Here is a 21,313-nt window from a genome sequence, read left to right on the forward strand (position 1 = left end):
GGACATTTCCGTGCCCGATGCCATTGAACTCCTGAAGACCCGCCGCTCGATGAAGCCGCGCGAGATGACCGGGCCCGGCCCGTCCGCGGCCGAGCTCGAGACCATCCTGACCATCGGCGCGCGTGTGCCCGACCACGGCAAGCTCGCGCCCTGGCGCTTCATCGTGTTCGAGGGTGATGCCCGCGCCCGCGCCGGCGACGTGATCGCGAAAGTGTTTGCCCGCAAGAATCCCGGCGCGCCGGCCACCGACATCGAGGTCGAGAAGAAGCGGCTGACCGATGCGCCGCTGGTGATCGGCGTCGTCTCCTTCACCAAGCCGCACCCCAAGGTGCCGCCGTGGGAGCAGGAATTGTCGGCCGGCGCCAGCGCGATGAACATCGTCACCGCGGCGACCGCGCTCGGCTACGGTGCCTGCTGGCTGACCGGCTGGTTCGCCTTCGACCGCGACGTGCTCGACGGCCTCGGCCTGAAGCCGGACGAGAAGCTCGCCGGCCTGATCCACATCGGCACGCCGACCAAGCCGAGCGAGGATCGCCCGCGCCCGGCGTTGACGGATATCGTGACGCGGTTCTGAGCTTGCGGTGTTGATGGATTGCCCGGGTCACGCCCGGGCATGACGAGCGAATAAAGAGCCGCTATGCCGCCTTCGAGGCGCGCTCCGCAAACTTGCTCAGCAAGGCCGCGATCTCGCTGCCGGGCCTCGCGGCACTGAACAGGAACCCCTGCACCTCGTTGCAGCCTTCGGCGCGCAGCCAGTCGAGCTGGTCTGTTGTCTCGACCCCTTCCGCGGTCGTGGTGATCTTGAGGCTGCGGCCGAGGCCGGAGATCGCGCGCACGATCGCAAGGCAATCGGAGCGCCGCGCCAGATCCTTCACGAAGGAGCGATCGATCTTGATCTTGTCGAATGGGAAGCTGCGCAGGTAGCTCAGCGAGGAATAGCCGGTGCCGAAATCGTCCATCGAGATGCTGACGCCGAGCTCTCGCAGCTGATGCAGGATCGCAAGGTTGGCTTCGGTCTCCGCGAGGAATACCGACTCGGTGATCTCGAGCTCGAGCCGCCGCGCCGGCAGGCCGGAATGCGCCAACGCCGAGATCACGGCCTGGACCAGATTGCGGCTGCGGAACTGCACCGGCGACAGGTTGACCGCAACCTTGACGTCGGCCGGCCACTTCATCGCCTCGGCGCAGGCCTCGCGCAGCACCCATTCGCCGAGCGCGACGATCAGGCCGATGTCTTCCGCAACCGGGATGAACTCCGCGGGCGAGACCATGCCCTTCTCCGGGTGCCGCCAACGCAGCAGCGACTCGAAGCCCGAGATGCGGTCGGCCGCGATATCGACCAGCGGCTGGTAGTGCAGCTCGAACTCGCCGTTGCTGAAGGCCGCGCGCAGATCGCGCTCCATGTCGCGTCGCTTCTGCGCCTGCTGATCCATCTCCGGTTCGAAGAAATGATGTACGCCGCCGCCGTCGGACTTGGCGCGATACAACGCCATGTCGGCATTGCGCATCAGTTCTTCAGACGTGGTGCCGTCGCCGGGCGACAAAGCGATGCCGACGCTGGCGCCGACCACGACTTCGAGCCCGTCGATCGTGTAGGGCGCGCTCAAGGCGTCGATCAGCCGCTCGGCGAATGCGCTCGCCTCGTTCGGCGAGACATCGGCGGCAAGTACGATCGCGAACTCATCGCCGCCGAGCCGGGCCGCGACATTGTCGTCGCGGACCACCTCGCGCAGCCGCTCCGCCACCAGCTTGAGCAGCCGGTCGCCCATCGGATGCCCGAAGGAGTCGTTGACGTTCTTGAACAGGTCGAGATCGACGCACATCACCGCGACGCGCTTGTTGCCGGTCCGGCTACGCTCCAGCGCCTCGCGCAGGCGCTCCTGGTAGAAGTCCCGGTTCGGCAGGTTGGTGAGACCGTCATGGTGCGCCATGTGCGCGATCCGCGCCTCAGCGGCACGGCGTTCGGTGATGTCGACCACCGCGACCAGGTAGCCGTCGCGACCTTCGAACGCCACCCTCCGTCCGAACGTCAGCACATGGATCTCGGTGCCGTCGGCCCTGATGTGGCGCCAGTCGCGGCTCGATTGATAGACGTCGCCGATCTCGCGCAAGGCGGCGCTGTGCACGCCCCACTCGTCCTCCGGCCAGATCTCGCGCAGGGTCATGCCGAGGAATCGATCGCGGCTATAGCCGTAGTGCTGAACGGCCGCGTCGTTGACGCTGAGGAATTCCATCGTGACGGCGTCGAACACCCACATCGGCATCGGGTTGTTCTCGAACAGCAGGCGGAACGACACCTCGCGCTGCTTCAGCGCGGTGACGTCGGAGACGGTCAGCGACAGCATGTCGCCGAACGCCGTAACGCCGAGCCGCAGGCAGCGATCGCCGCTGTCGATCTCGAACTGGTCGCCGGGACCGCTGCCGACGAACCCGCGCAGGCGGTTCATCACCGTTTCAGCCGCAAGCGGATTGCCGCCGGCGCTGAGCCGGCGCCACAGCAACTCGGTCGCGGGCTGCATCAGGAGCTTGGCTGCGCCCTGGTTGAGATGCACGATCTGGAAATCAGCAGCCTCGCCCCGCGCATCGCGGATCGCAGCAAGCGACAGCACGCCCTCGTCGGTGGCCGAGAAGATCGTGTCGAGCAGATTGTACTGCGCGTTGCGCTCGTTGACGTAGACGCCGACCAGGATACCGCCCCAGCGCGACCGCGTCGGCAGCGCCAGCACGTCGAAGGTCCGCACCAGACCATCGCGCACGCAATGCGCCGACGCCAGATAGGGCCGGCAGTTCTCGCGTGCGTTCGCGGCGGCTTCGGTCAACGCCGTCGCGCAGTCCGGCGGCAGCGCGCTGAGCGGAATGTCCCAGCGCTCGTCGTTCAGCCAGGTCTGCACATAGCGGCCGGTATGCGAGACACACAGCACGCCATCGACGTCGCGCAGCAGCACGATATGGTCCGCAAGCCGGCCGAGGCTGCCGAGCATCACGTCTTCATAGTGCGGCAGCCTTTCGCCGGGACGGACCGCCGCCTGCCATTTGCGTTGCAGAACCGGAACGTCGGCGAACATCTCGGAATTGAACTTGGCCGATGTCTTTGCTGATTTCTTGTTGGCCATGACCATGGCACGCCCCGTTGACGCAAGCGCCAGGCATGATCCGGAAAAGTGTGAAGCGAATTTCCGAAAGGATCATGCCCAGGCAAAAATCCCCGTGGCATCCAAGTCATGCCGCGGCTTAACGTCATGTAAAAATGGCGACGCCGTGCGTCATCGCCAGCGATTATGACAGCACAAATTCGCGCGATGGTTAGTTCGCGTTAGAGACCATGACAGTTGCATGAAATGCAGTTCGATCGGGCGTCAGCGCGCCACGACCTCGACTTCGCCGTCGACCCCGTTGACGACGTTGAACGGACGCTCGAACACCTTGCCCTCGTTCTTGGCGATCGCGCGATACTCGCCTTCGGAGAGCACGACGCGCGGGAACGCGCCGATCGATTCCTTGATCACGTCGCCGCCCGGCGTGATCACCGACCATGCGGTGTTGGCGAGCGCCTCGCCGCCCTTCTCGCTGACCAGCTTGAGGGTGATGACGGCCGCGCGATGGGTCACGGTGACGTCGGTCAGCTTGCCCGCCGCGACACGAATGTCGGAACGCACCACCGAGTTGGCGTCGCCATAGTTGGAGACGATGTAGTAGGTGCCCTCCGGCAGCAGCGCGACGTCGCCGGCGGCGACGTTCGGCACCAACGGACCACGGTCCGAGCCGTCGAACTGGCTGCCCTTGTAGATCGCAAACGCGATCTGGTTGGCCGGGATCTTGCTCGATCCGACCTTGCCCTCGATCCGCAGGCCACCGGCCGGCAGCACGAAGGATTCGCGGTCGGTCTCCGACTTCAGGCTGACGGCGCGCACCGCGCTGACGAGGCCAAGCGCGACATGGACGACGTAGTTGCCGGGCGGCAGCACCACGTTGGGCGTCGCCCCCCGCTCCTCGCGGATCAGCTTGTAGGTGCCGTTGTCATCCGGCTTGTCGGCGAACACCCGCCACACCAGCCCGGCATTGATGACCGGCAGATCCTTGCCGTACCGCGCCGTCAGCGACAGCACCGCCTGCCCCGCGGTCGGCGAGCCGGCCGGCGGCGTCACCGGAGGCACGGTCGCAATCGATGGCTGGACGATGGTCGGCTGGTTCAGCGGGCCGGGCAGCACGGGCCCCGATCCGGCCCCGGATGGCGGCGCCAGATTGAGCGCCGGGCCGGTCTGCACGTCCGGCACCGATGCCGGCGGGATCGGCGGCGGCCGGTCGCTGAAGAACTGCGCGGAGGCGGAACCGGAGATCAGGGCGAGCAAAAATGCCGCAAGCGTCAATAGCGGAAGGAGCCGCATGCCCCGTCCGCATCCGCCGATGCCGTTGCCCCTCGTAGTCATGTCCATGCTTTTCAACGAAAACGCGGCAAATTCAAGCCTTCGTCGAAGCTTCGTCACAGTCCTGGCGGGCTCTCTCCCCATTTGGAACCGCTCGATCAAGCCGATGTTAGCCCTACCGTCGCGGTCCAGTCACATTCCCTGCCTACCGCGGTCGACCCGGGGCATGAATCGTGCCTGTAGGGAATAACCATGAACACGGACGACGCTGGCGCAGTCATGTCGCGCGGCCTAGTCTCGCGCTGGCAGGAGATTTGTCGTGTTGGATAGCTGGATGGGCCGCGGCCACAAGAGCTCCGACGGCCCCGACAAGGTCGGACTGGGAACGGTTCGCCGGCCGGTGATCGGGCTTGCGCTCGGTGGCGGCGCCGCGCGCGGCTTTGCCCATATCGGCATCATCAAGACCCTGCTCGCCCATGGCATCGTCCCCAATGTCGTGGTCGGCACCTCGATCGGCTCCGTGGTTGGCGGCGCCTATGCGGCCGGCCATATCGACACGCTGGAGCAATGGGCCCGCGGCCTCCAGCCGCGCAGCGTCCTCGGCTACCTCGACATCCGCCTCAACGGCTCGGGACTGATCGGCGGTGCCAAGCTGGCCGCCGAGATCGAGGCCGCGCTCGGAAAATCCATGATCGAGGACCTTCCGGTCAAGTTCGCCAGCGTCGCGACCGAAGTGCGTACCGGCCACGAGATCTGGCTGACCCAGGGCCCGCTGGTCGATGCCATGCGCGCCTCCTACGCGCTGCCCGGCATCTTCGCGCCGGTGCTGATCGGCGACCGCTGGCTGGTCGACGGCGCGCTGGTCAACCCGGTGCCGGTCTCCGCCGCCCGCGCGCTCGGCGCCGAGATCGTCATTGCGGCCAACCTCTCCAGCGACGTGTTCGCGCACTCGACCACGATCTACAATCACGGGCCGTCGGCCGCGCCCGAGGTGACGGTCGCGGTGACCGCCGACGCCGAAATCGAGCCGGAACCCCCGAAGCGCAGGTTTGGCCGCTTCTTCTCCGCCGAACGCACCGTGAAGCGGGAGTTTTTCGGCAGCGCCAGCCGGCCCGGCATCTCGAGCGTCATGGTCGACGCCTTCAACATCATGCAGGACCGCATCACCCGTGCGCGGCTTGCCGGCGATCCGCCTGACATGCTGATCTCGCCACGGGTCGGCCAGATCGGCTGGTTCGACTTCCACCGCGCCGACGACCTGATCGCACACGGCATCCGCGCGGCCGAACGCGCCATCGGGGCGATCGAGGAAGCCATCGAGATCCTGGTGCCGCCGTCGACCGGCGCGGGCACCACCGGAAAATAGCGCTCAGGCGGTCTTGATGTAGTCGCGCAGCGCTTCCTGCTCGCGCTCATATTCCTGCACGCGGCTCTTGACGATGTCGCCGATCGAGATCAGCCCGACCACCTTGCCGTCCTCGACGACGGGCAGATGGCGGAATTTTCCGGTCGTCATCATTTCCATCAGCGCGCTGACCGTATCGGACTGCCGGCAACTCACGACCTTTTTGGTCATGACCGCGCTCACCGGCTCGTCCAGCGCGCCCGCGCCGCGCTCCGAGAGCACGCGGACGATGTCGCGCTCCGACAGGATGCCTTCCATCCGGCCCTGCTCCATCACCAGCACCGCGCCGATCTTGCGCTCGCCGAGCAGCTTCACCGCAGCTGAGAGCTTCGCGCCGGGCGCGACGCTCATGACCTGATGGCCCTTTGCATCGAGAATGGAACGTACCGTCATTGTCGCCTCCCTGAATCCGTCCGCGCCTCGCTTGAGCGGGGCCGCGCCTGTTCGCCAGAGTCTTCAATCAACAGTTCCGCGCCGATTTCGGTTCCGGGGCGCGGTCAGTAGCTGGGCTCGATTTGCCGGCCCGCTTTGTTTCTGCGTCGCAAAGATGATGGAGGAATTCGAACCGAGCCGCAAGCGGGGATCAGATGCGGCTCGACTGATCCGCCGATGACGCATCTGCAGCATCGTCTCGCGCGCGCGGGATCGGATCGAACAGCGAGAACAGCAACAGTCCGGCGAGGAAGCCGCCGATGTGAGCCTGCCAGGCGACACTCGCCTCCTCGCCGCCGAGCGACAGCGAGGTGGCGCCGAACAGGATATTGACGCCGAACCAGATCGCCAGGAAGGCGAGCACCCGTCCGTTGCGCAGCGCCCGCCACAGCGACAGCGCGGGCACCTTGGCGGCCGCATCGGCATCGCCTCGGCTGAACGACAGAAAGCTGCCCTTGACGAAAGCGAAGCGGATCGCCGCCGCCATCGTTCCCGACACCGAGGCCGATGCGCCGATCATCGGCGCGATGGCGTGCTCATGGGTCAACAGATGCGCGAGCGCACCGGCGGCGGCCGTCACCGCCATGAAGACGAAGAAGCGCACCGCGCCGAAGCGCCGTGCCAGCGCGCTGCCGAACGGCAACAGCCACAGCACGTTGAAGCCGATATGGGTGAGGTTGGCGTGCAGCAGCGAATAGGTGACGAAGGTCCAGACCTTGGCGCCCTCTCCGCCCGGGAAGGTGATGTCGAGCAGCGTCGAATCGTAGCGCTTCGGGATGAAGCCGAAGACGTCGATGGTCCAGTTCTCCATCTCCGGCGGCAGCAGCACCCGCAGATGGATCACCGCGATCAGGAGGATGTAGGCGGTGAGCGCCGGCGGCAAGGTCAGGATCGGCTCGCGCGGCGCCTCCGGCGGCGGGGCGAGCGGGGATTCGGGATGGGAGTCCAAGGGGTCGGCGACCTCGAAAGCGGCTATGAATCAGAGATAGGCGGCTTTCACACCCCTGTGCAAGTGCACAATCCCGTAATCGGACACCGGGTGTCGGCGCGGCGCCGCAATCGAGGCAAAAGAAAAGGGAGGGCGCTGAGAACACCCTCCCTGATCGGCTGGTCTTTTCGTGCCCCAGGAGGACCGGGAGAACATCCCCACCCCTCCCCGCACGGTGACCAAACTGTTTGACGCCACCTGTGTACCAACCACGCCGGCGCTTGGGGCAGCCGGCGAACGGGAACGGGCGGACCCTATGCGGACCCGCGGCAGCCGCCAAGGACATAGTTAAATTTACGTTAACAACACAAAGCTGCCGATAAGCCGCCCAAACCGCGGCCGCGGCATGGACGCTGCACAGGCTTCCCTGCACAACAGAGAAGGGAAGGCTCCTGAGCAAAACCGGGACAGATGTGTCCCGCCGAGACAGGCGCCGGGCAAGGTTCTTTAGATGAAACACAGCTCCAGCCGCGAATTCTTCGCCTATTGGAACGCGAAGCGCGGCACCGCACGTGCCCCCGACCGGAGTGAGTTCGAACCGTCCGCGGTGCGTGAGCTGCTGTCCGACATCTTCGTGCTGGCCTACGACGGCGAGACCCGTTTCCCCTTCCGCGTCGCCGGCACCCGCACCTCCGCCCTGCTCGGCTGCGACCTCAAGAACCAGAGTTTTTCGGCCCTGTTCACCGACGAGAGCCGCGGCGAGATCGAGGACATCATCACCTGCGTCGTCGAAGAGACCCTGCCGGCCATCGCCGGCATCACCGCGACGACCGAGACCGGGTCCAAGGCGCATCTGGAATTGCTGCTGCTGCCCTTCACCGCCCGCGTTCACATGCCGGCGAGCCTGACCGGCCTGCTCGCCCCGTTCGAGGACGACGTCACCCGGCTGCACGGTCTGGTGCTGACCTCGTGGCGTTACCTGCATCCCCAGGAGCGGTTCGTGCCGCGGACCCTGCGCAAGCTCGCGATCGCGCGCGGCCTGATGGTCTATGAGGGGCTGCGCTAGCCCCTGACGCCTGCCTGGCGACGGGATGGCGGGCACCGGTCGCTTGCACCGCGGGCTCTGGAACTCTATTAGCTGGTGCGCCGCCACGGCGGGGGCAACCCGCTTATTGCAGCTGCGGCCGGGCTGGGCATGTTTCGAAATTCGATCAGGCAGAAGATCGTCGGCATTGCCGCGGGACTGATCGTCCTCGCGGTGATCACCTCGCTGCTGTCCATGGTGATGGCGGGCCAGGTCGGCCATCTCCTGGACGAGCTCACCAACCGCTACATCCCCGCCTACGGCCATCTCGCCCGCGTCAACATCCGCGCGCTGGAGCGCTCGCTCGCGATGCGCCGGATGATGATGGCGAAGATGCAGGCGCCTGGCGAAGACGCCGGCTACGAAAACGCGCGCAAGGCCTTCAACGAGATCGAGCCCCTGATCAAGCGCGAGGCCGATGCGGCGCGCGCGCTGATCGATGCGATCATCGCCGATCCCTCGACGCCGTCGGACAATGCCGCGCTCGGGCGTCTCGATGACCGCATCGACAATGCCGTCAACGACCTCCTGATGCGCCTGAACGCGGAGAACAAGGCGCTGCTCGAGCAGATCGACGCCAAAGATTTTGCCGCCGCGCGACAGACCACGCTCCGCGCCGACGCCCTGCGCGACGACTTCAACACCAGGGTCGAAAGCATCCGCGCCGATATGCTGGCTCAAGTCTCTTCGGCCGCCGCGAAGGTCATGAGTGCCCAGCAGCGGGCGATCATCATCTCCGGCGTCGTGACCGCGATTGCCGCGATCCTCGGCTTCGTGTTCGCGATGCTGGTCGGCAGCGGCATCACGCGCCCCGTGATGCGCCTCCTGGAGGGCACTCGCGAGGTCGAGGCGGGCCGCCTCGACGGCGCCATCGCCATCACGACCCAGGACGAGATCGGCCAGCTCTCAGCCGCCTTCAACCGCATGATCGAGACGCTGCGCCACAACCAGCGGATCCGCGAGACCTTTGGCCGCTACATCAACCCGCGGATCGCCGAGGGCCTGCTCGAGCAACCAGCAATCGCCGCCACGGAAGGACAGCGCCGTGTCATGACGGTGATGTTCTGCGACATGAAGGGTTTTACGCGCCTGAGCGAAGGCGTGACGCCGAGCGGCCTCGTCAAGATCATGAACCTCTATCTGTCGACGATGTCGGCGCCGGTCCATGCCCATCGCGGCATCATCGACAAATATATCGGCGACGCCATCATGGCCTATTGGGGCGCCCCCTTCGTCGAGGAGGCCGAGCAGACCCACCTCGCCACACTTGCCGCCATCGACATGGTCGGCCAGGTCGACAAGCTGCGCAAGGATCTGCCCGAGCTGCTCGGCGTGCGCGCGATCCCGGCCGACTGCGATATCAGGATCGGGATCGCCACCGGCGAAGCGCTGGTCGGCAGCATCGGCTCCGAGTTCATGATGAGCTACACCGTGCTCGGCGACACCGTGAACCTCGCCTCGCGGCTGGAAGGCGCGAACAAGTTCTACGGCAGCCGCAGCCTGATCTCGGAGGCGACCGCCGCGGCCTGTGCCGCCACCATCGAGCTGCGCGAGATCGACCGGCTCGTCGCGGTTGGCCAGACCCAGCCGGTCGCCGTGTTCGAGATCATCGGCAAGAAGGACGAGCTGACGCCGGCGCAGACCGAGCTGCGGCAGCACTATGCGGATGGTCTCGCCGCCTATCGTGAGCGCCGCTGGGACGATGCCGAGCAGGCTTTCGCTGCGGCGCTGGCTGCCGCGCCGGGCGACGGACCGTCGATCGCGATGAAGGCGCGAGTCGCGACGTTCAGGCAAAATCCACCGGCGGCGGATTGGGACGGCGCCTGGCACCTGGAGTCCAAGTAGCGGCCCACTCCACCGGGGAGCGCCAGCCGTTGGCGTCACATCGCGCCGTCGCATAACCTGCACACAACCATGCACGAGACCATCATGCCCGAACTGATCAATCTCGGCGCCTTGCAACTGAAATTCCTGCAGAGCAAGGAGACCACCGGCGGGAGCGTCGACCTGTTCGAGATGACGCTGCAGCCGAACGCGCGGATGCCGATCCCGCATTATCACGAGAGCTGGGACGAGACCATCTACGGGCTATCGGGCGTTTCGACCTGGCGGGTCGACGGCAAGGACATCGACCTCGGCACCGGCGACACGGTGTTCATCAAGCGCGGCATCGTGCACGGCTTCTCCAACCGCTCGAACGATCCCGCGAGCTGTCTCTGCATGCTGAGCCCCGGCGTACTCGGCCCGCAATACTTCAAGGAGATGGCAGCGCTGCTGACTGGCGGCGCGCCTGATCCCGCGAAGATGAAGGAAATCATGCTGCGCTACGGCTTGGTGCCCGTGGCGCCTTGAGGCGATCCCGACGGGTTCAGGACTGGCAGGCGCATTCACAACTGAGCCTCGATCGTTCTCGGTGAAGCCTGCCGTTGATGTCGAGATCGAGAAATCTTCTCTTCGGCGAACAGTCGAACGCCAGCCGGCTCGTCACTGCGCGTCAGATTCTAACACCGATGTTAGTTTCGGCTCCGCCGTCCGATCGCACGCGCAAGCGCTACGTCCGGAAGCGACAGTGCGATTGCCGCATCGACAGATATTTTTCAGAACCGACGGAATGTCTCCTGCGATTGGGAGTTGATGCTTCAGACCAATGACGGTCCACATCGAATCGGGAGGTGCGCATGATCAAGTCACAGACGAAGCTCGCAATGCTTGCGGCAGTTCTGACGGCGCCGATCATTCTGTTCCCGCAGCAGACCGCCCGCGCTGCCGGCGGTGGTGGTGGCGGCGGAGGAGGAGCCGGCAGCGGCGAGCTCTACGGGTCGAGCTACAGCACGCCCGCGCCGGCCTATCCTCAGGAGAAGGACAGAAAGACCACGCACAGGGTCAAGAAGCCGGCCAAGCAATCCAGCTTCGACGATCCGGCATTCCGCGACGGTTACCGCGCGGCCTATGCAACAATCTACGAGCGTAACGACTACGCCGCCGCCATCGAGCAGTTGCACGCGCTCGGCCGTGACGATCAGCCCAACGTCGCCAATCTGATCGGCTACTCTTACCGCAAGCTCGGCGACTACAAGCAGTCGCAGGTCTGGTACGAGCGTGCGCTGAAGGCCGATCCGAACCACGTGCTGACGTGGAACTACTACGGCTTGTGGCAGATCGAACAGGGCAACCGCGATGCCGCCCAGTATCATCTGAGCCGGATCGCCGAAATCTGCGGCACGTCTTGCGACGAATATCGCTCGCTGGCGGCCGCGCTCGAGAAGCCGCCAGGGACAAGCCTCGTCTATTGAACGAGCTGGTCGCCCGCATGCGCGACAGCGATGTGCGGGAAAGCGCGGCCCCCGAGTCGCTCGCACTCATCCGGGGCTGCGCGCGTGTCCGTTTTTGCGGGAATTTCGCCATTCCGATCCGAGTGCGCACCAACTAGTTTCCGCGCCGTGCGACGGAAGCGGATACGAGATCGATCATCATGACCTGGCGGCTTCTCGCGTGGAGCGGCATTGCCGTCGCCGTGCTGGTTCCAATTGTTGGCGGGGTCTGGCTCTTCACTCTGCCCGCCGCATCGGTCTTCAAACTTCAGCCGCCGATCACGCAACAGGAACACGACGCCACGCTCGCGGCGCTCAAGCCGAAGCGCACCCGCCCGTTGATCGCGATCATCGGCATCAACGACATGACCGAGACCACCGACTATCTGATGCCATACGGCATCCTCAAGCGTGCCGATATCGCCGATGTCGTCACGCTGGCGACGGGCCCCGGTCCGGTCACACTGTTTCCGGTGCTGAAGGTCGAGCCTGATGCCACGATTGCCGCGTTCGATGCTGCGCACCCCGACGGCGCCGACTACGTCATCGTGCCCGCGATGAGCCGCGACGACGACCCTGTCGTCATGCAATGGATCAGGCGCCAGGCCGAGCGAGGCGCCGTGATCGTCGGCATATGCGCCGGCGGCAAGGTCGTGGCCTCGACCGGCCTGCTCGACGGCAAGCGCGCAACCACGCATTGGTTCTACCTGAAGCACTGGCGCGACAATCATCCCGATATCCGATACGTCGCCGACCGCCGTATCGTGGTCGACCGTGGCGTGGCGACCACGACGGGGATTTCGGCGTCGATGCCGATGTCGCTCACCCTGATCGAGGCGATCGCCGGCCGCGCCAGGGCCGAGGCCGTCGCCCACGAGATCGGCCTGCCCGGCTGGGACGCGCGCCATGACAGCGACGCCTTCAGGTTCACTCGCCCCTTCGCGCTGACCGCGATCCGGAACACGCTGGCGTTCTGGAACCACGAGCAGCTTGGTCTGGCGCTCATGCCCGGTGTCGACGAGGTCTCGCTGGCGCTGGTCGCGGACGCCTGGTCGCGAACCTTTCGCTCGAATGCTGCGACTTTCGCCGCGAATGGCGACGCCGTGACGACCCGAAACGGTCTGCGCATCTATCCGCAAGCGGTGGCAACCGGCTGGCCCGCGGACCGCCTGCTCCCCGCGCTCGGAGCGGTATCGCCCGCGCAGGCGCTCGACCAGGCTCTCGCCGGGATCGAGACGCGCTACGGCCGAGCGACGGCCGACTTCGTCGCCATGCAGCTGGAATACCCCCGGGCTCAGGCCGCGCCGTGAGGCGCGGTGCCCCGGAGAACCAATTCGACATCCCGCCCCAATTGTCATCTGTTTGTCATGAATAGTGCCGACACGTCAGCGCCAGCACAGTTCGGGGACACGCATGGACTATTTCAAACGCTTCAACTTCCTGTTCGCCGCGCCGGTTTTCGAGGCCGACGACCTCGAGGGCATCCGCTTCAACCAGATCATCACCGAGATCGAGCGCTCCGGCTTCGAGGTGGTCCGCGCCCGCAAGCTGGAAGATGCCGAGATCGCGGTGCAGACCGATGCCGCGATCGGCTGCATGGTGGTCGACTGGGGCAAGAAGGGACTCGAGGGCAAGACCGCCGCGCTGATCAACCTGATGCGCCGCCGCGGCCTCGACTTCCCGATCATCCTCTTGATCCGCCGCAAGCGGTTCGAGGACCTGCCGGTCGAGGTGCTCGACTTCATCGACGGCTACGTGTTCCTGTCCGAGGAGACCCCGCCCTTCATCGCCAAGAATTTGATCTCCAGGCTCAAGCAATATGCCGAGAACCTGAAGACGCCGTTCTTCGGCGCGCTGGTCGACTACGCCGAGGAAGGCAACCAGCTCTGGACCTGCCCGGGCCACAATGGCGGCGTGTTCTACAGCCGCAGTCCGATCGGCCGGGTGTTCGTCGAGCATCTCGGCGAAGCCGTGTTCCGCGACGACCTCGACAATTCCGTGCTCGACCTCGGCGACCTCCTCACCCATGAGGGGCCGGCGCTGAAGGCGCAGAAGGAAGCCGCGCGGATCTTCGGCGCCGAGAAGACCTATTTCGTGCTCAACGGCACCTCGACCTCGAACAAGGTCGCGCTCGGCTCGCTGGTCACCGACGGCGACCTCGTGCTGTTCGACCGCAACAACCACAAGGCCGCCCATCACGGCGCGCTCTTGATCGGCGGCGGCATCCCGGTCTATGTGCCGACCGTGCGCAACGCCTGGGGCCTGATCGGCCCGATGCGCTGGGACCTGCTCGACGAAGGCACGCTGCGCGACCACATCCGCAAGCACCCGCTGGTCAAGGACGAGAACGCCTGGAAGAAGGAACGCCCGTTCCGCGTCGCGGTGGTCGAGCAGTGCACCTATGATGGCACCATCCACTCGGCCGAGATGATCCTGAAGCGGATCGGCCATCTCTGCGACTACATCCTGTTCGACGAGGCCTGGGCCGGCTTCATGAAATTCCACCCGATCTATGCCGGGCGGTTCGCGATGGGGCTCGCCAATCTCGGCCCCGAGGCGCCCGGCATCATCGCCACCCAATCGACCCACAAGCAGCTCGCGAGCTTCTCGCAGGCCTCGCAGATCCACATCCGCGACCGCCACATCAAGGGCCAGAAGCGCCGGGTCGAGCACCGCCGCTTCAACGAAAGCTTCATGCAACACGCCTCGACCTCGCCGTTCTATCCGATCTTCGCCTCGCTCGACGTCGGCGCGCAGATGATGAAGGGCCGCTCCGGCGAGGTGCTGTGGGACGACACGATCCGGCTCGGCATCGAGCTGCGCAAGAAGATCCGCGCGGTGAAGCGCGAGTTCGAGGAGAAGGAGACGCGCGCCGAGCGGCGCTGGTTCTTCGAGCCGTTCGTGCCGGATCGCGTGATGATCCCGGACGTCGCGCGCGAGAACGGCGTGCACAATGTCGCCTGGGAGACCATCTCGACCGACCAGCTTGCGACCACGCCGTCCTACTGGCAGCTCAGTCCGGGCGAGGCCTGGCACGGCTTCCCCGAGCTGACCGCGGGCTTTGCCATGACCGACCCGAACAAGCTCACCTTGCTGACGCCGGGCTTCGATCACGCCACCGGCGCCTATACCGATCATGGCATCCCCGCTCCGGTCGTGGCGCAATATCTGCGCGAGAACCAGATCGTCGCCGAGAAGAACGACCTCAACTCCCTGCTCTTCCTGCTGACGCCGGGCGTCGAGGCCAGCAAGGCCGGCACGCTGGTCTCCGGGCTCGTCGCCTTCAAGAAGCTTCACGACGACAACGCGCTGATCGAGGACGTCATCCCCGAATTCTTCCGTCGCCGCCCGCAACGCTACAGCGGGGTGCGGCTGCGCGACCTCTGCGGCGACATGCACCGCTTCTTCCGCGACGGCGGCGTCAGCACGCTGCAGGCCAGGCAGTTCCTGCCCGAACATCTGCCGGAGATCGCGATGTCGCCGCGCCACGCCGCGCAATACCTGATCCGCAACGACGTCGACTATCTGCCGATCGACCAGATCTTCGGCCGCGTCGCCGCGACACCGTTCGTGGTCTACCCGCCCGGCATCGCCACCATCGTGCCGGGCGAGCGGCTGTCGGAACGAAGCAAGCCGATGATCGATTATCTCAAGATGTTCGAGGCGAGCTTCAACGCGTTCCCGGGCTTCGAGGTCGAGGTGCAGGGCATCTACAAGGAGATCGACGAGGCCGGCCGGGTCCGCTTCTACACCTATGTCGTGTCCGAGTAGGCCGGCGGACGCAGCACAATGGAGAATGATCACAAGATCACCGTCCGCGCCTCGCGCGACAGCGACGTCGATGCGATGCTGTCGATCTACCGCCATCACATCCGCCACGGCATCGAGGAGAGCGTCGACGACTCCGGCACGCCCGAGCCGGACGATCTGCGCGACCGCCGCAAGAACTTGCGCAGCACGCGCCTGCCGCATCTGGTCGCGGTGTGCGACGGCGAGGTGGTGGGCTATGCCTATGTCGTCCAGTTCCGCAAGCGGCCGGCCTATCGCTACACGGTGAAGCACTCGATCTACATTCACCACCGTTTCACCGGCAAAGGCGTCGGCGGCAAGCTGCTGCAGGAATTGGTCGACACCTGCGCCGCGGCCGGCTTTCGCCAGATGATCGGTTACATCGACAGCGACAACGCCGCCTCGCTCGCGTTGCACGACCGCTTCGGCTTTGCCCGCGTCGGGCATTTGCCAGGTGTCGCCTACCGCTACGGCCGCTGGTCCGACACCGTGATGGTGCAGCGCTCGCTCGCCGCCGGCGCCACCGCCCCGCCCCCGCCCGCACCGCTGTCACGGCGGTGATGGGCCCGGCTCCTTCCATTCGTCGTCCTGGCGAAAGCCAGGACCCATAACCACCGCATTCAGTCTAAATGGGATAGCGGGCCCCAGCGTCGCGCAACAATTAAAATTTGGGGTAATGAGTCCTGGCCTTCGCCAGGACGACGGTGAGGACGGATCTCGACTCAAAACGTCAAACACGCGGTGTCATCACCCGCGAAAGCGGGTGATCCAGTATTCCAGAGACGGCGGTGCTTGAGCCGAGAGGCCGCGGCGTACTGGATCGCCCGGTCAAGCCGGGCGATGACAGGTGTGGATGGGGCTCTAACCATCCGACAGGCTGACGAATAACCGGCAGCAAGTTGCCGGCAGCCTGCGCCCTACTCCAGCGTGAAGCCGACCCGCAGCGTCACCTGATAGTGCGCGACCTTGCCGCCTTCGATATGGCCCCGCGTCTGCACCACCTCGAACCATTTCATCTCGCGGATCGTCTTCGACGCGCGGCTGACGGCGTTTTCGATCGCCGCCTCGATGCTCTTGTCCGATGATCCGACCAGTTCGAGGATCTTGTAGACGTGGTCCTTGTCGTGCGTCGTGGGCATGTCGACCTCCTCTGTGGATGCGCAATCCGGACAGTTTGCAGTCCAATCCGGACAGTCCGTCGTCTGCTACCGGCCGCCGTCGATCCAATGCTGCGCGGCAACACGCCGGTTGATTTGAATCAACGTGTCGCGGCGCGTTTGGTGCCATCATGCATTTAGTGCCGCCTTGCGCCTGCCCTTGTCCGTGCGCTCACCTATGGTAGCATGAAATGGTTCAGCATTCGGGAGCGATACGATGTCCACAGCGTCCAGCTCACCCGCCACACCTCCTCACAGCCTCGGATCCGGGCTTGCCAACCTTCGCGCGAAGTGGGGTTGGATCGTCGCCCTCGGCGTGATCTACCTGATCGCTGGCGTGCTTGCCTTCGGCAGCGTGTTCTTTGCCACCGTGGTCAGCGTGCTGTTCGTCGGCGCCATGATGATCGTCGCCGGCGTTGCCGAGATCATCAACGCCTTCCAGTTCAAGACGTGGGGCAAGTTCCTGTTCTGGCTGCTGCTCGGCGCACTCTATGTCGTCGCAGGCTTCATCACCTTCGAGAACCCGCTGCTCGCCGCGGCGACGCTGACGCTGTTCCTCGGCATCGCGCTGGTGGTCTCCGGCATCGTCCGCATCTTCCTGGCGTTCGGCATGAACTCGGCCGCGCCGTGGGGAATGGTCGCGATCTCCGGGCTGATCACGCTCGTGCTCGGTGCCATGATCCTGGCACGCTGGCCGGTGTCGAGCCTTTACGTGCTCGGCATCTTCCTCAGCGTCGACTTGATCTGCGCCGGCGTCAGCTGGATCAGCATGGGCATGGCTCTGAAGCAGCGCACCTGAGCGCGCCGGGCGCAGGCAAACCGGCCGGCGAAGCCTAAGTCGTCCACGGAAGGCGCGCCTTTTGGCGCCTTCACGTTGTCGTGTCCACATCGCCAAATCGCGGCTTCCCGCTCGAACCCACTTCCATCAGGCCCCGTCCAATTTGGCGACCGGGCCATTCCGGTTTTGCCGAACCGAAGGATGGAATTTCGTATGTCGATGCGATCGAGATTATCGTCTGCGACGTTGTTTACCGTCGCGAGCACCACCGCGTTGGCGGCAGCCGCCGTGCTGGCCACCACCGTCGCCACGACGGCGCTGACGACCACGGCAGCCCATGCATTTCAGCCGCGTGTCGTTCCGCCCTGCAGTTTCTTCCTCTTCACGGAGGGATGCGGGCAGTCTGGTCCACAAGCCGATCCAGGTCGCGCGCGCAACCGCGACATCTCCCCGGCCTACATGAAACAGTCCGATCCGCGCTACAATCAAAGCCTGCTCAGCGCAGGCGGAGGTGGTGGCGGAGGAGGCGGTGGTGGCGGGGGCCGCTAGCATGATCCGCCGAAAACCTCGTGCGCGGAGAGATGGCGGGTTAGGCTTGCGCCAACCCGCCCTGCTCTGCTCCTTGCAACGCCTCAGGGCTGCGCGAGGTGCCAGGCGCCGTTGAGAAAGCCGTCGCCGGTGATGTCGCCGGCCTTCTGGTCCTTGGCGAAGGTATAAAGCGGCTTGCCCTTGTAGGCCCACTGCTTCGAGCCGTCGTCGCGCGAGATGATGGTGTAGCCGCCTTCGGCCTTGTCGCCGGCGTCCGCCTTCAGCACCGGCCAGTTGGTCGCACAGGGTCCGTTGCAGGCCGACTTGCCGTCGGTGTCCTTGTCGAACGTGTAGAGCGTCATGCCCTTGGTATCGGTCAGGACGGAACCCTTCGCCGTGGTGCCGGTTTTGGTCGGCGGCGCCGCCAAGGCGGCGGACGCGAGTGCGAACGAAGCGGCGGTGGCGAGCGTGAGTGCGAGCTTTGTCTTCATGATGTCTCCCTTTCGAATGCAAACGACTTGCATGCGTAAGGACGCGCGAAGGCCTGCACTATTCCGCCGGCGGTGCGGAAACAATTTCCGGCCGAGCGGCTGAAGTGAGGGGAATAAAGCCGAGAGCGCGTGCCGATACCGGCAGCTACCGCCTGATCTCCTCGGCCGCGCGCACCAGCGGGCGGTCGGAAAGCTGGATCGGGCCGGAGAACGGCGTGCTCATTTCGAGGATCAGATAGATCGCGGCCGCGATCAGCGCCGCCGCGGCGACATAGGTCGAGACCACGACCGCGTTGCGCGGCGCGCGAAAGCCCAGCGTCGCGAACATCAGCGTCAGCCATCCGACCAGGATGCAGATCAGCGGCGACGGAAACGAACCGTCGGACTGCTCGACAAAGGTCCAGCGCTGCTGCACTGCCTGCCGATAGACCGACCGGGCCTCGTTCCACAGCGCGATCTTCTGCTCGTCGTTGAACTTCAGCTCGCGGAGACTGTTGCCGACCTCGTCGAGCAGATGTTCGGACACCTCGTTCGCGCGCGAGATCGGGGCATCCTTGAGTGCCTGCTCGACATAGGCGAGCAGGTGCTTGCGCGGTTCGTCGGCGCTGGGGCCAAGCGGCCGCAGGCTGCGGTCGAGCAGGATGAGGTCGGTGGCGAAGACATGCAGATTGCGGTCAACCGCCACATAGGTGTTGGCGGCATTGTTCATCATCAGGCCGAGCAGCAGCGACGGCATGGTGACGAACAGCGTCGCGACCAGGCGTACCGAGGTATTGGTCTCATCGCTGCGGTGATGATCCCGGAGCCGGCCATGGATCGCCATGGTCCCAAGCGCGGCGCCGCTGAGCAGCATGAAGATCAGGATGGCGACGACGACTGCAACCACGGCTTGCGGAGACCTGCGAGAGAATCAGGTGCGCAGGATAGCAAGGGGCGCGGTGCGGCGCATGTCGGGTTGACTAGCCTTCCCCACGCGCTATCCAGTCCGGAGCGGCTTTGGCGCGCTCCGGGAGGCGCGCAAGGGCGCCCAGAGGAGAACGACGTGCATATTGTCGACGACAGCGAGGTCAACCGCGTCCTGAGCTTTCCGGTCCTGATCGAGGCGATCGAGGCCGCGCACCGGCGGCCGAAGATTGCGGTTCATGACAGCTATCTCGGCGACGACAAGGGCCAGCAGCTGGTAACCCGCAGCGCGGTCGATGCCGGCCGCTTCATGATGACCAAGCTCTACACCAGCTTCCCGGGCAACCTCGCGCACGGCAAGCTGCCGGCCGTGCAGGCGGTCTGCGTGCTGTTCGACGGCAATGACGGCCGGCCGCTCGCGGTGATGGACGCCGCCGAGATCACCCACTGGAAGACTGCCGCCGATTCCGCGCTCGGCGCCAAGCACCTGGCGCGGCGGGATGCCGAGACGCTGCTGGTGGTCGGCGCCGGCGAGATGGCGCGCTGGCTGGTGCGCGGGCACCGCACGGTGCGGCCGTCGTTGAAGCAGGTGCGGGTCTGGAACCGGACCGTAGAGCGCGCGCAGGAGCTCGCCACGCTGCTGGAGGCCGACGGCATCGCCGCCGAGGCCGTCACCGACCTCGATGCCGCGACCCACGAGGCCGACATCATCACCACCTGCACCCGCTCGCGCGAGCCGCTGGTCAAGGGCGCGCACCTGAAGCCCGGCGCCCATCTCGATCTGGTCGGCGGCTTCACCCCCGACACCCGCGAGTCCGACGACGAGGCGGCGCGGCGCTCACGCATCTTCGTCGACCGCCGCGAATCCGCCTTCGACGGCGTCGGCGACATCCTGCAGCCGATCGCCAGCGGCGCGATCAAGGAGAGCGACGTGCTCGGCGACCACTACGACCTCGCCGGCGGCAAGGTGATGGGCCGCTTGTCGGATAGCGACATCACCTTCTTCAAGAACGCCGGCGGCGGGCATCTCGACCTGATGACCTGCGAGACGGTGCTTGCGCAGCTGGGGAAGGAGTTGCACTGACCGCCCACGGTCGTGTGGCGCCTTGGCTCATCCGGTCGACGTATTTGCGCTACGCCTCCCGCAACCAGACCTCGCCGATCGAATGATCGGAGCGCTTGCGCAGCACGACGTCGGCGCGGGTCCGCGTCGGCAGGATGTTCTCCCTGAGATTGGCGCGGTGATGCTCGCGCCACAGCCGCTCCGCGACCTCGCGCGCATCACTCGGCGGCAGGTCCCGGTAGTGGTGGAAATAGGATGCCGGATTTCGGAACGCGGTCGGCTGCAGCCTCAGGAAGCGCTCGACATACCAGGACTGGATGTCGGCCTCGTCGGCATCGAGATAGATCGAGAAGTCGAAGAAATCCGAGACCACCACCGGCGCCGTGCCGCGCGCCAGCAGCACGTTGAGGCCCTCGAACACCAGGATGTCCGGCTGCGCGATGACCTGCCGTTCCGACGGCACGATATCGCCGATCAGGTGCGAGTATACAGGCAGCTCCAGCTCGCTCTCACCCGCCTTGGCCGCCGCGAGGAAGCGCAGCATCCGCGGCAGATCGTAGCTGTCCGGAAAGCCCTTGCGCCGCATCAGGCCGCGCTCTTCCAGAACGGCGTTGGCGTGCAGGAAGCCGTCGGTCGTCACCAGCTCGACGCGCGGATGATCAGCCCAGCCGGCCAGCAGCGCGCACAGCACGCGGGCAAAGGTGCTCTTGCCGACGCCGACGCTGCCTGCCAATGCGACGATGTAGGGCGAGCGGCGCGCCGGCCGGCCGAGGAACTCCGCCTTGACCTGCGCGAGATTGCGCGCCGCCGAGAAATGCAGGTTCAGCAGCCGCGTGAGCGGCAGATAGACGTCGCTGACTTCGACCGATGTGATCGGCCCGTTCAGGCCGCGCAGCGCCGCGAGGTCGGCGTCCGACAGCGTCAGCGAGGTGCTCGCGCGCAACGCGGCCCAGTCACTACGCCCGAAGATCATGTAGGCGGACAGCTCGTCGGGCTGGGTCATTCTCATCCGTCACGGTGACTGATGCATCCGATCAAATCTTGCCGAGGCGGAGCCGGGAACGTCAATGGTCATTACCC

Annotated in this window: 20 protein-coding genes; 12 read left to right on the forward strand and 8 right to left on the reverse strand. The window is 65.7% G+C overall.

The genetic code is table 11. The features are described from left to right. Positions 1 to 10: 10 nt before the first annotated feature. On the forward strand, positions 11 to 574 hold the full coding sequence (locus CK489_RS32980; RefSeq protein ID WP_050625823.1) for a nitroreductase family protein: 564 nt from the start codon (positions 11 to 13) through the stop codon (positions 572 to 574). Between the two features lie 61 nt (positions 575 to 635). Here CK489_RS32980 and CK489_RS32985 read toward each other — a convergent pair whose 3' ends face one another. Both CK489_RS32985 and CK489_RS32990 read right to left on the reverse strand, forming a co-directional pair. After that, positions 636 to 3,119 (reverse strand): putative bifunctional diguanylate cyclase/phosphodiesterase, encoded by a 2,484-nt coding sequence (locus CK489_RS32985; RefSeq protein ID WP_095735261.1) that lies wholly within the window; start codon positions 3,117 to 3,119, stop codon positions 636 to 638. Between the two features lie 237 nt (positions 3,120 to 3,356). After that, positions 3,357 to 4,427, reverse strand: coding sequence for an RgsD C-terminal domain-containing protein (locus CK489_RS32990; protein ID WP_095735706.1), 1,071 nt, complete (start codon positions 4,425 to 4,427; stop codon positions 3,357 to 3,359). Between the two features lie 256 nt (positions 4,428 to 4,683). Between CK489_RS32990 and CK489_RS32995 the strand changes: the two genes are divergently transcribed. After that, positions 4,684 to 5,730 carry a patatin-like phospholipase family protein gene (locus tag CK489_RS32995; protein WP_245350583.1) on the forward strand — a complete coding sequence of 349 codons (1,047 nt, stop codon included), beginning with the start codon at positions 4,684 to 4,686 and terminating at the stop codon, positions 5,728 to 5,730. Between the two features lie 3 nt (positions 5,731 to 5,733). Here the strand turns inward: CK489_RS32995 and CK489_RS33000 are convergent, their stop codons facing one another. Continuing rightward, entirely contained in the window at positions 5,734 to 6,162 is a 429-nt protein-coding gene (locus CK489_RS33000; RefSeq protein WP_050625602.1) for a CBS domain-containing protein, read from the reverse strand. Positions 6,163 to 6,352: 190 nt separating this feature from the next. After that, positions 6,353 to 7,150 (reverse strand): rhomboid family intramembrane serine protease, encoded by a 798-nt coding sequence (locus tag CK489_RS33005; protein ID WP_095735263.1) that lies wholly within the window; start codon positions 7,148 to 7,150, stop codon positions 6,353 to 6,355. Between the two features lie 490 nt (positions 7,151 to 7,640). On the opposite strand from CK489_RS33005, the gene CK489_RS33010 reads away from it, so the two are divergent. From CK489_RS33010 to CK489_RS33040, 7 genes are all read left to right on the forward strand, one after another. Continuing rightward, positions 7,641 to 8,195, forward strand: coding sequence for a PAS domain-containing protein (locus CK489_RS33010; protein WP_050625600.1), 555 nt, complete (start codon positions 7,641 to 7,643; stop codon positions 8,193 to 8,195). A 129-nt stretch (positions 8,196 to 8,324) separates the two neighbouring features. Continuing rightward, positions 8,325 to 10,058: an adenylate/guanylate cyclase domain-containing protein gene (locus tag CK489_RS33015; RefSeq protein WP_095735264.1), complete on the forward strand. Its 1,734-nt coding sequence runs from the start codon at positions 8,325 to 8,327 to the stop codon at positions 10,056 to 10,058. 84 nt (positions 10,059 to 10,142) lie between these two features. Next, positions 10,143 to 10,565 (forward strand): cupin domain-containing protein, encoded by a 423-nt coding sequence (locus CK489_RS33020; protein ID WP_095735707.1) that lies wholly within the window; start codon positions 10,143 to 10,145, stop codon positions 10,563 to 10,565. A 326-nt stretch (positions 10,566 to 10,891) separates the two neighbouring features. Further along, positions 10,892 to 11,506 (forward strand): tetratricopeptide repeat protein, encoded by a 615-nt coding sequence (locus tag CK489_RS33025; RefSeq protein ID WP_245350584.1) that lies wholly within the window; start codon positions 10,892 to 10,894, stop codon positions 11,504 to 11,506. A 179-nt stretch (positions 11,507 to 11,685) separates the two neighbouring features. Further along, positions 11,686 to 12,834, forward strand: a complete 1,149-nt coding sequence (locus CK489_RS33030) for a DJ-1/PfpI family protein (RefSeq protein WP_095735265.1) — start codon at positions 11,686 to 11,688, stop codon at positions 12,832 to 12,834. 103 nt (positions 12,835 to 12,937) lie between these two features. Continuing rightward, a complete protein-coding gene (locus tag CK489_RS33035; protein ID WP_095735266.1) occupies positions 12,938 to 15,295 on the forward strand; it encodes an Orn/Lys/Arg family decarboxylase in 2,358 nt (785 codons plus the stop codon). Positions 15,296 to 15,313: 18 nt separating this feature from the next. Continuing rightward, positions 15,314 to 15,874 (forward strand): GNAT family N-acetyltransferase, encoded by a 561-nt coding sequence (locus CK489_RS33040; RefSeq protein ID WP_050625595.1) that lies wholly within the window; start codon positions 15,314 to 15,316, stop codon positions 15,872 to 15,874. Positions 15,875 to 16,230: 356 nt separating this feature from the next. Here the strand turns inward: CK489_RS33040 and CK489_RS33045 are convergent, their stop codons facing one another. Continuing rightward, entirely contained in the window at positions 16,231 to 16,452 is a 222-nt protein-coding gene (locus CK489_RS33045) for a dodecin (protein WP_021077690.1), read from the reverse strand. Positions 16,453 to 16,687: 235 nt separating this feature from the next. Between CK489_RS33045 and CK489_RS33050 the strand changes: the two genes are divergently transcribed. Both CK489_RS33050 and CK489_RS33055 read left to right on the forward strand, forming a co-directional pair. Next, on the forward strand, positions 16,688 to 17,269 hold the full coding sequence (locus CK489_RS33050; protein WP_050625594.1) for an HdeD family acid-resistance protein: 582 nt from the start codon (positions 16,688 to 16,690) through the stop codon (positions 17,267 to 17,269). 180 nt (positions 17,270 to 17,449) lie between these two features. Beyond that, positions 17,450 to 17,797, forward strand: a complete 348-nt coding sequence (locus CK489_RS33055; RefSeq protein WP_245350585.1) for a hypothetical protein — start codon at positions 17,450 to 17,452, stop codon at positions 17,795 to 17,797. 83 nt (positions 17,798 to 17,880) lie between these two features. Here the strand turns inward: CK489_RS33055 and CK489_RS33060 are convergent, their stop codons facing one another. Together CK489_RS33060 and CK489_RS33065 are read right to left on the reverse strand one after the other, a co-directional pair. Continuing rightward, the gene (locus CK489_RS33060; protein WP_050625593.1) at positions 17,881 to 18,267 is read right to left on the reverse strand and encodes a COG4315 family predicted lipoprotein; all 387 of its coding nucleotides are present in this window, start codon (positions 18,265 to 18,267) and stop codon (positions 17,881 to 17,883) included. A gap of 145 nt (positions 18,268 to 18,412) precedes the next feature. After that, positions 18,413 to 19,153, reverse strand: a complete 741-nt coding sequence (locus CK489_RS33065; RefSeq protein ID WP_095735267.1) for a bestrophin-like domain — start codon at positions 19,151 to 19,153, stop codon at positions 18,413 to 18,415. Between the two features lie 156 nt (positions 19,154 to 19,309). Between CK489_RS33065 and CK489_RS33070 the strand changes: the two genes are divergently transcribed. Next, positions 19,310 to 20,254 carry an ornithine cyclodeaminase family protein gene (locus tag CK489_RS33070; RefSeq protein ID WP_095735268.1) on the forward strand — a complete coding sequence of 315 codons (945 nt, stop codon included), beginning with the start codon at positions 19,310 to 19,312 and terminating at the stop codon, positions 20,252 to 20,254. Positions 20,255 to 20,303: 49 nt separating this feature from the next. On the opposite strand, the gene coaA is transcribed toward CK489_RS33070, so the two are convergent. After that, positions 20,304 to 21,242 (reverse strand): type I pantothenate kinase, encoded by a 939-nt coding sequence (gene coaA / locus CK489_RS33075; protein ID WP_198961087.1) that lies wholly within the window; start codon positions 21,240 to 21,242, stop codon positions 20,304 to 20,306. Positions 21,243 to 21,313 lie beyond the last annotated feature (71 nt).

Origin of the sequence: Bradyrhizobium sp. UFLA03-84 (assembly GCF_002289535.1) — a bacterium.
In the GTDB taxonomy this organism is placed as follows: Bacteria; Pseudomonadota; Alphaproteobacteria; order Rhizobiales; family Xanthobacteraceae; genus Bradyrhizobium; species Bradyrhizobium viridifuturi.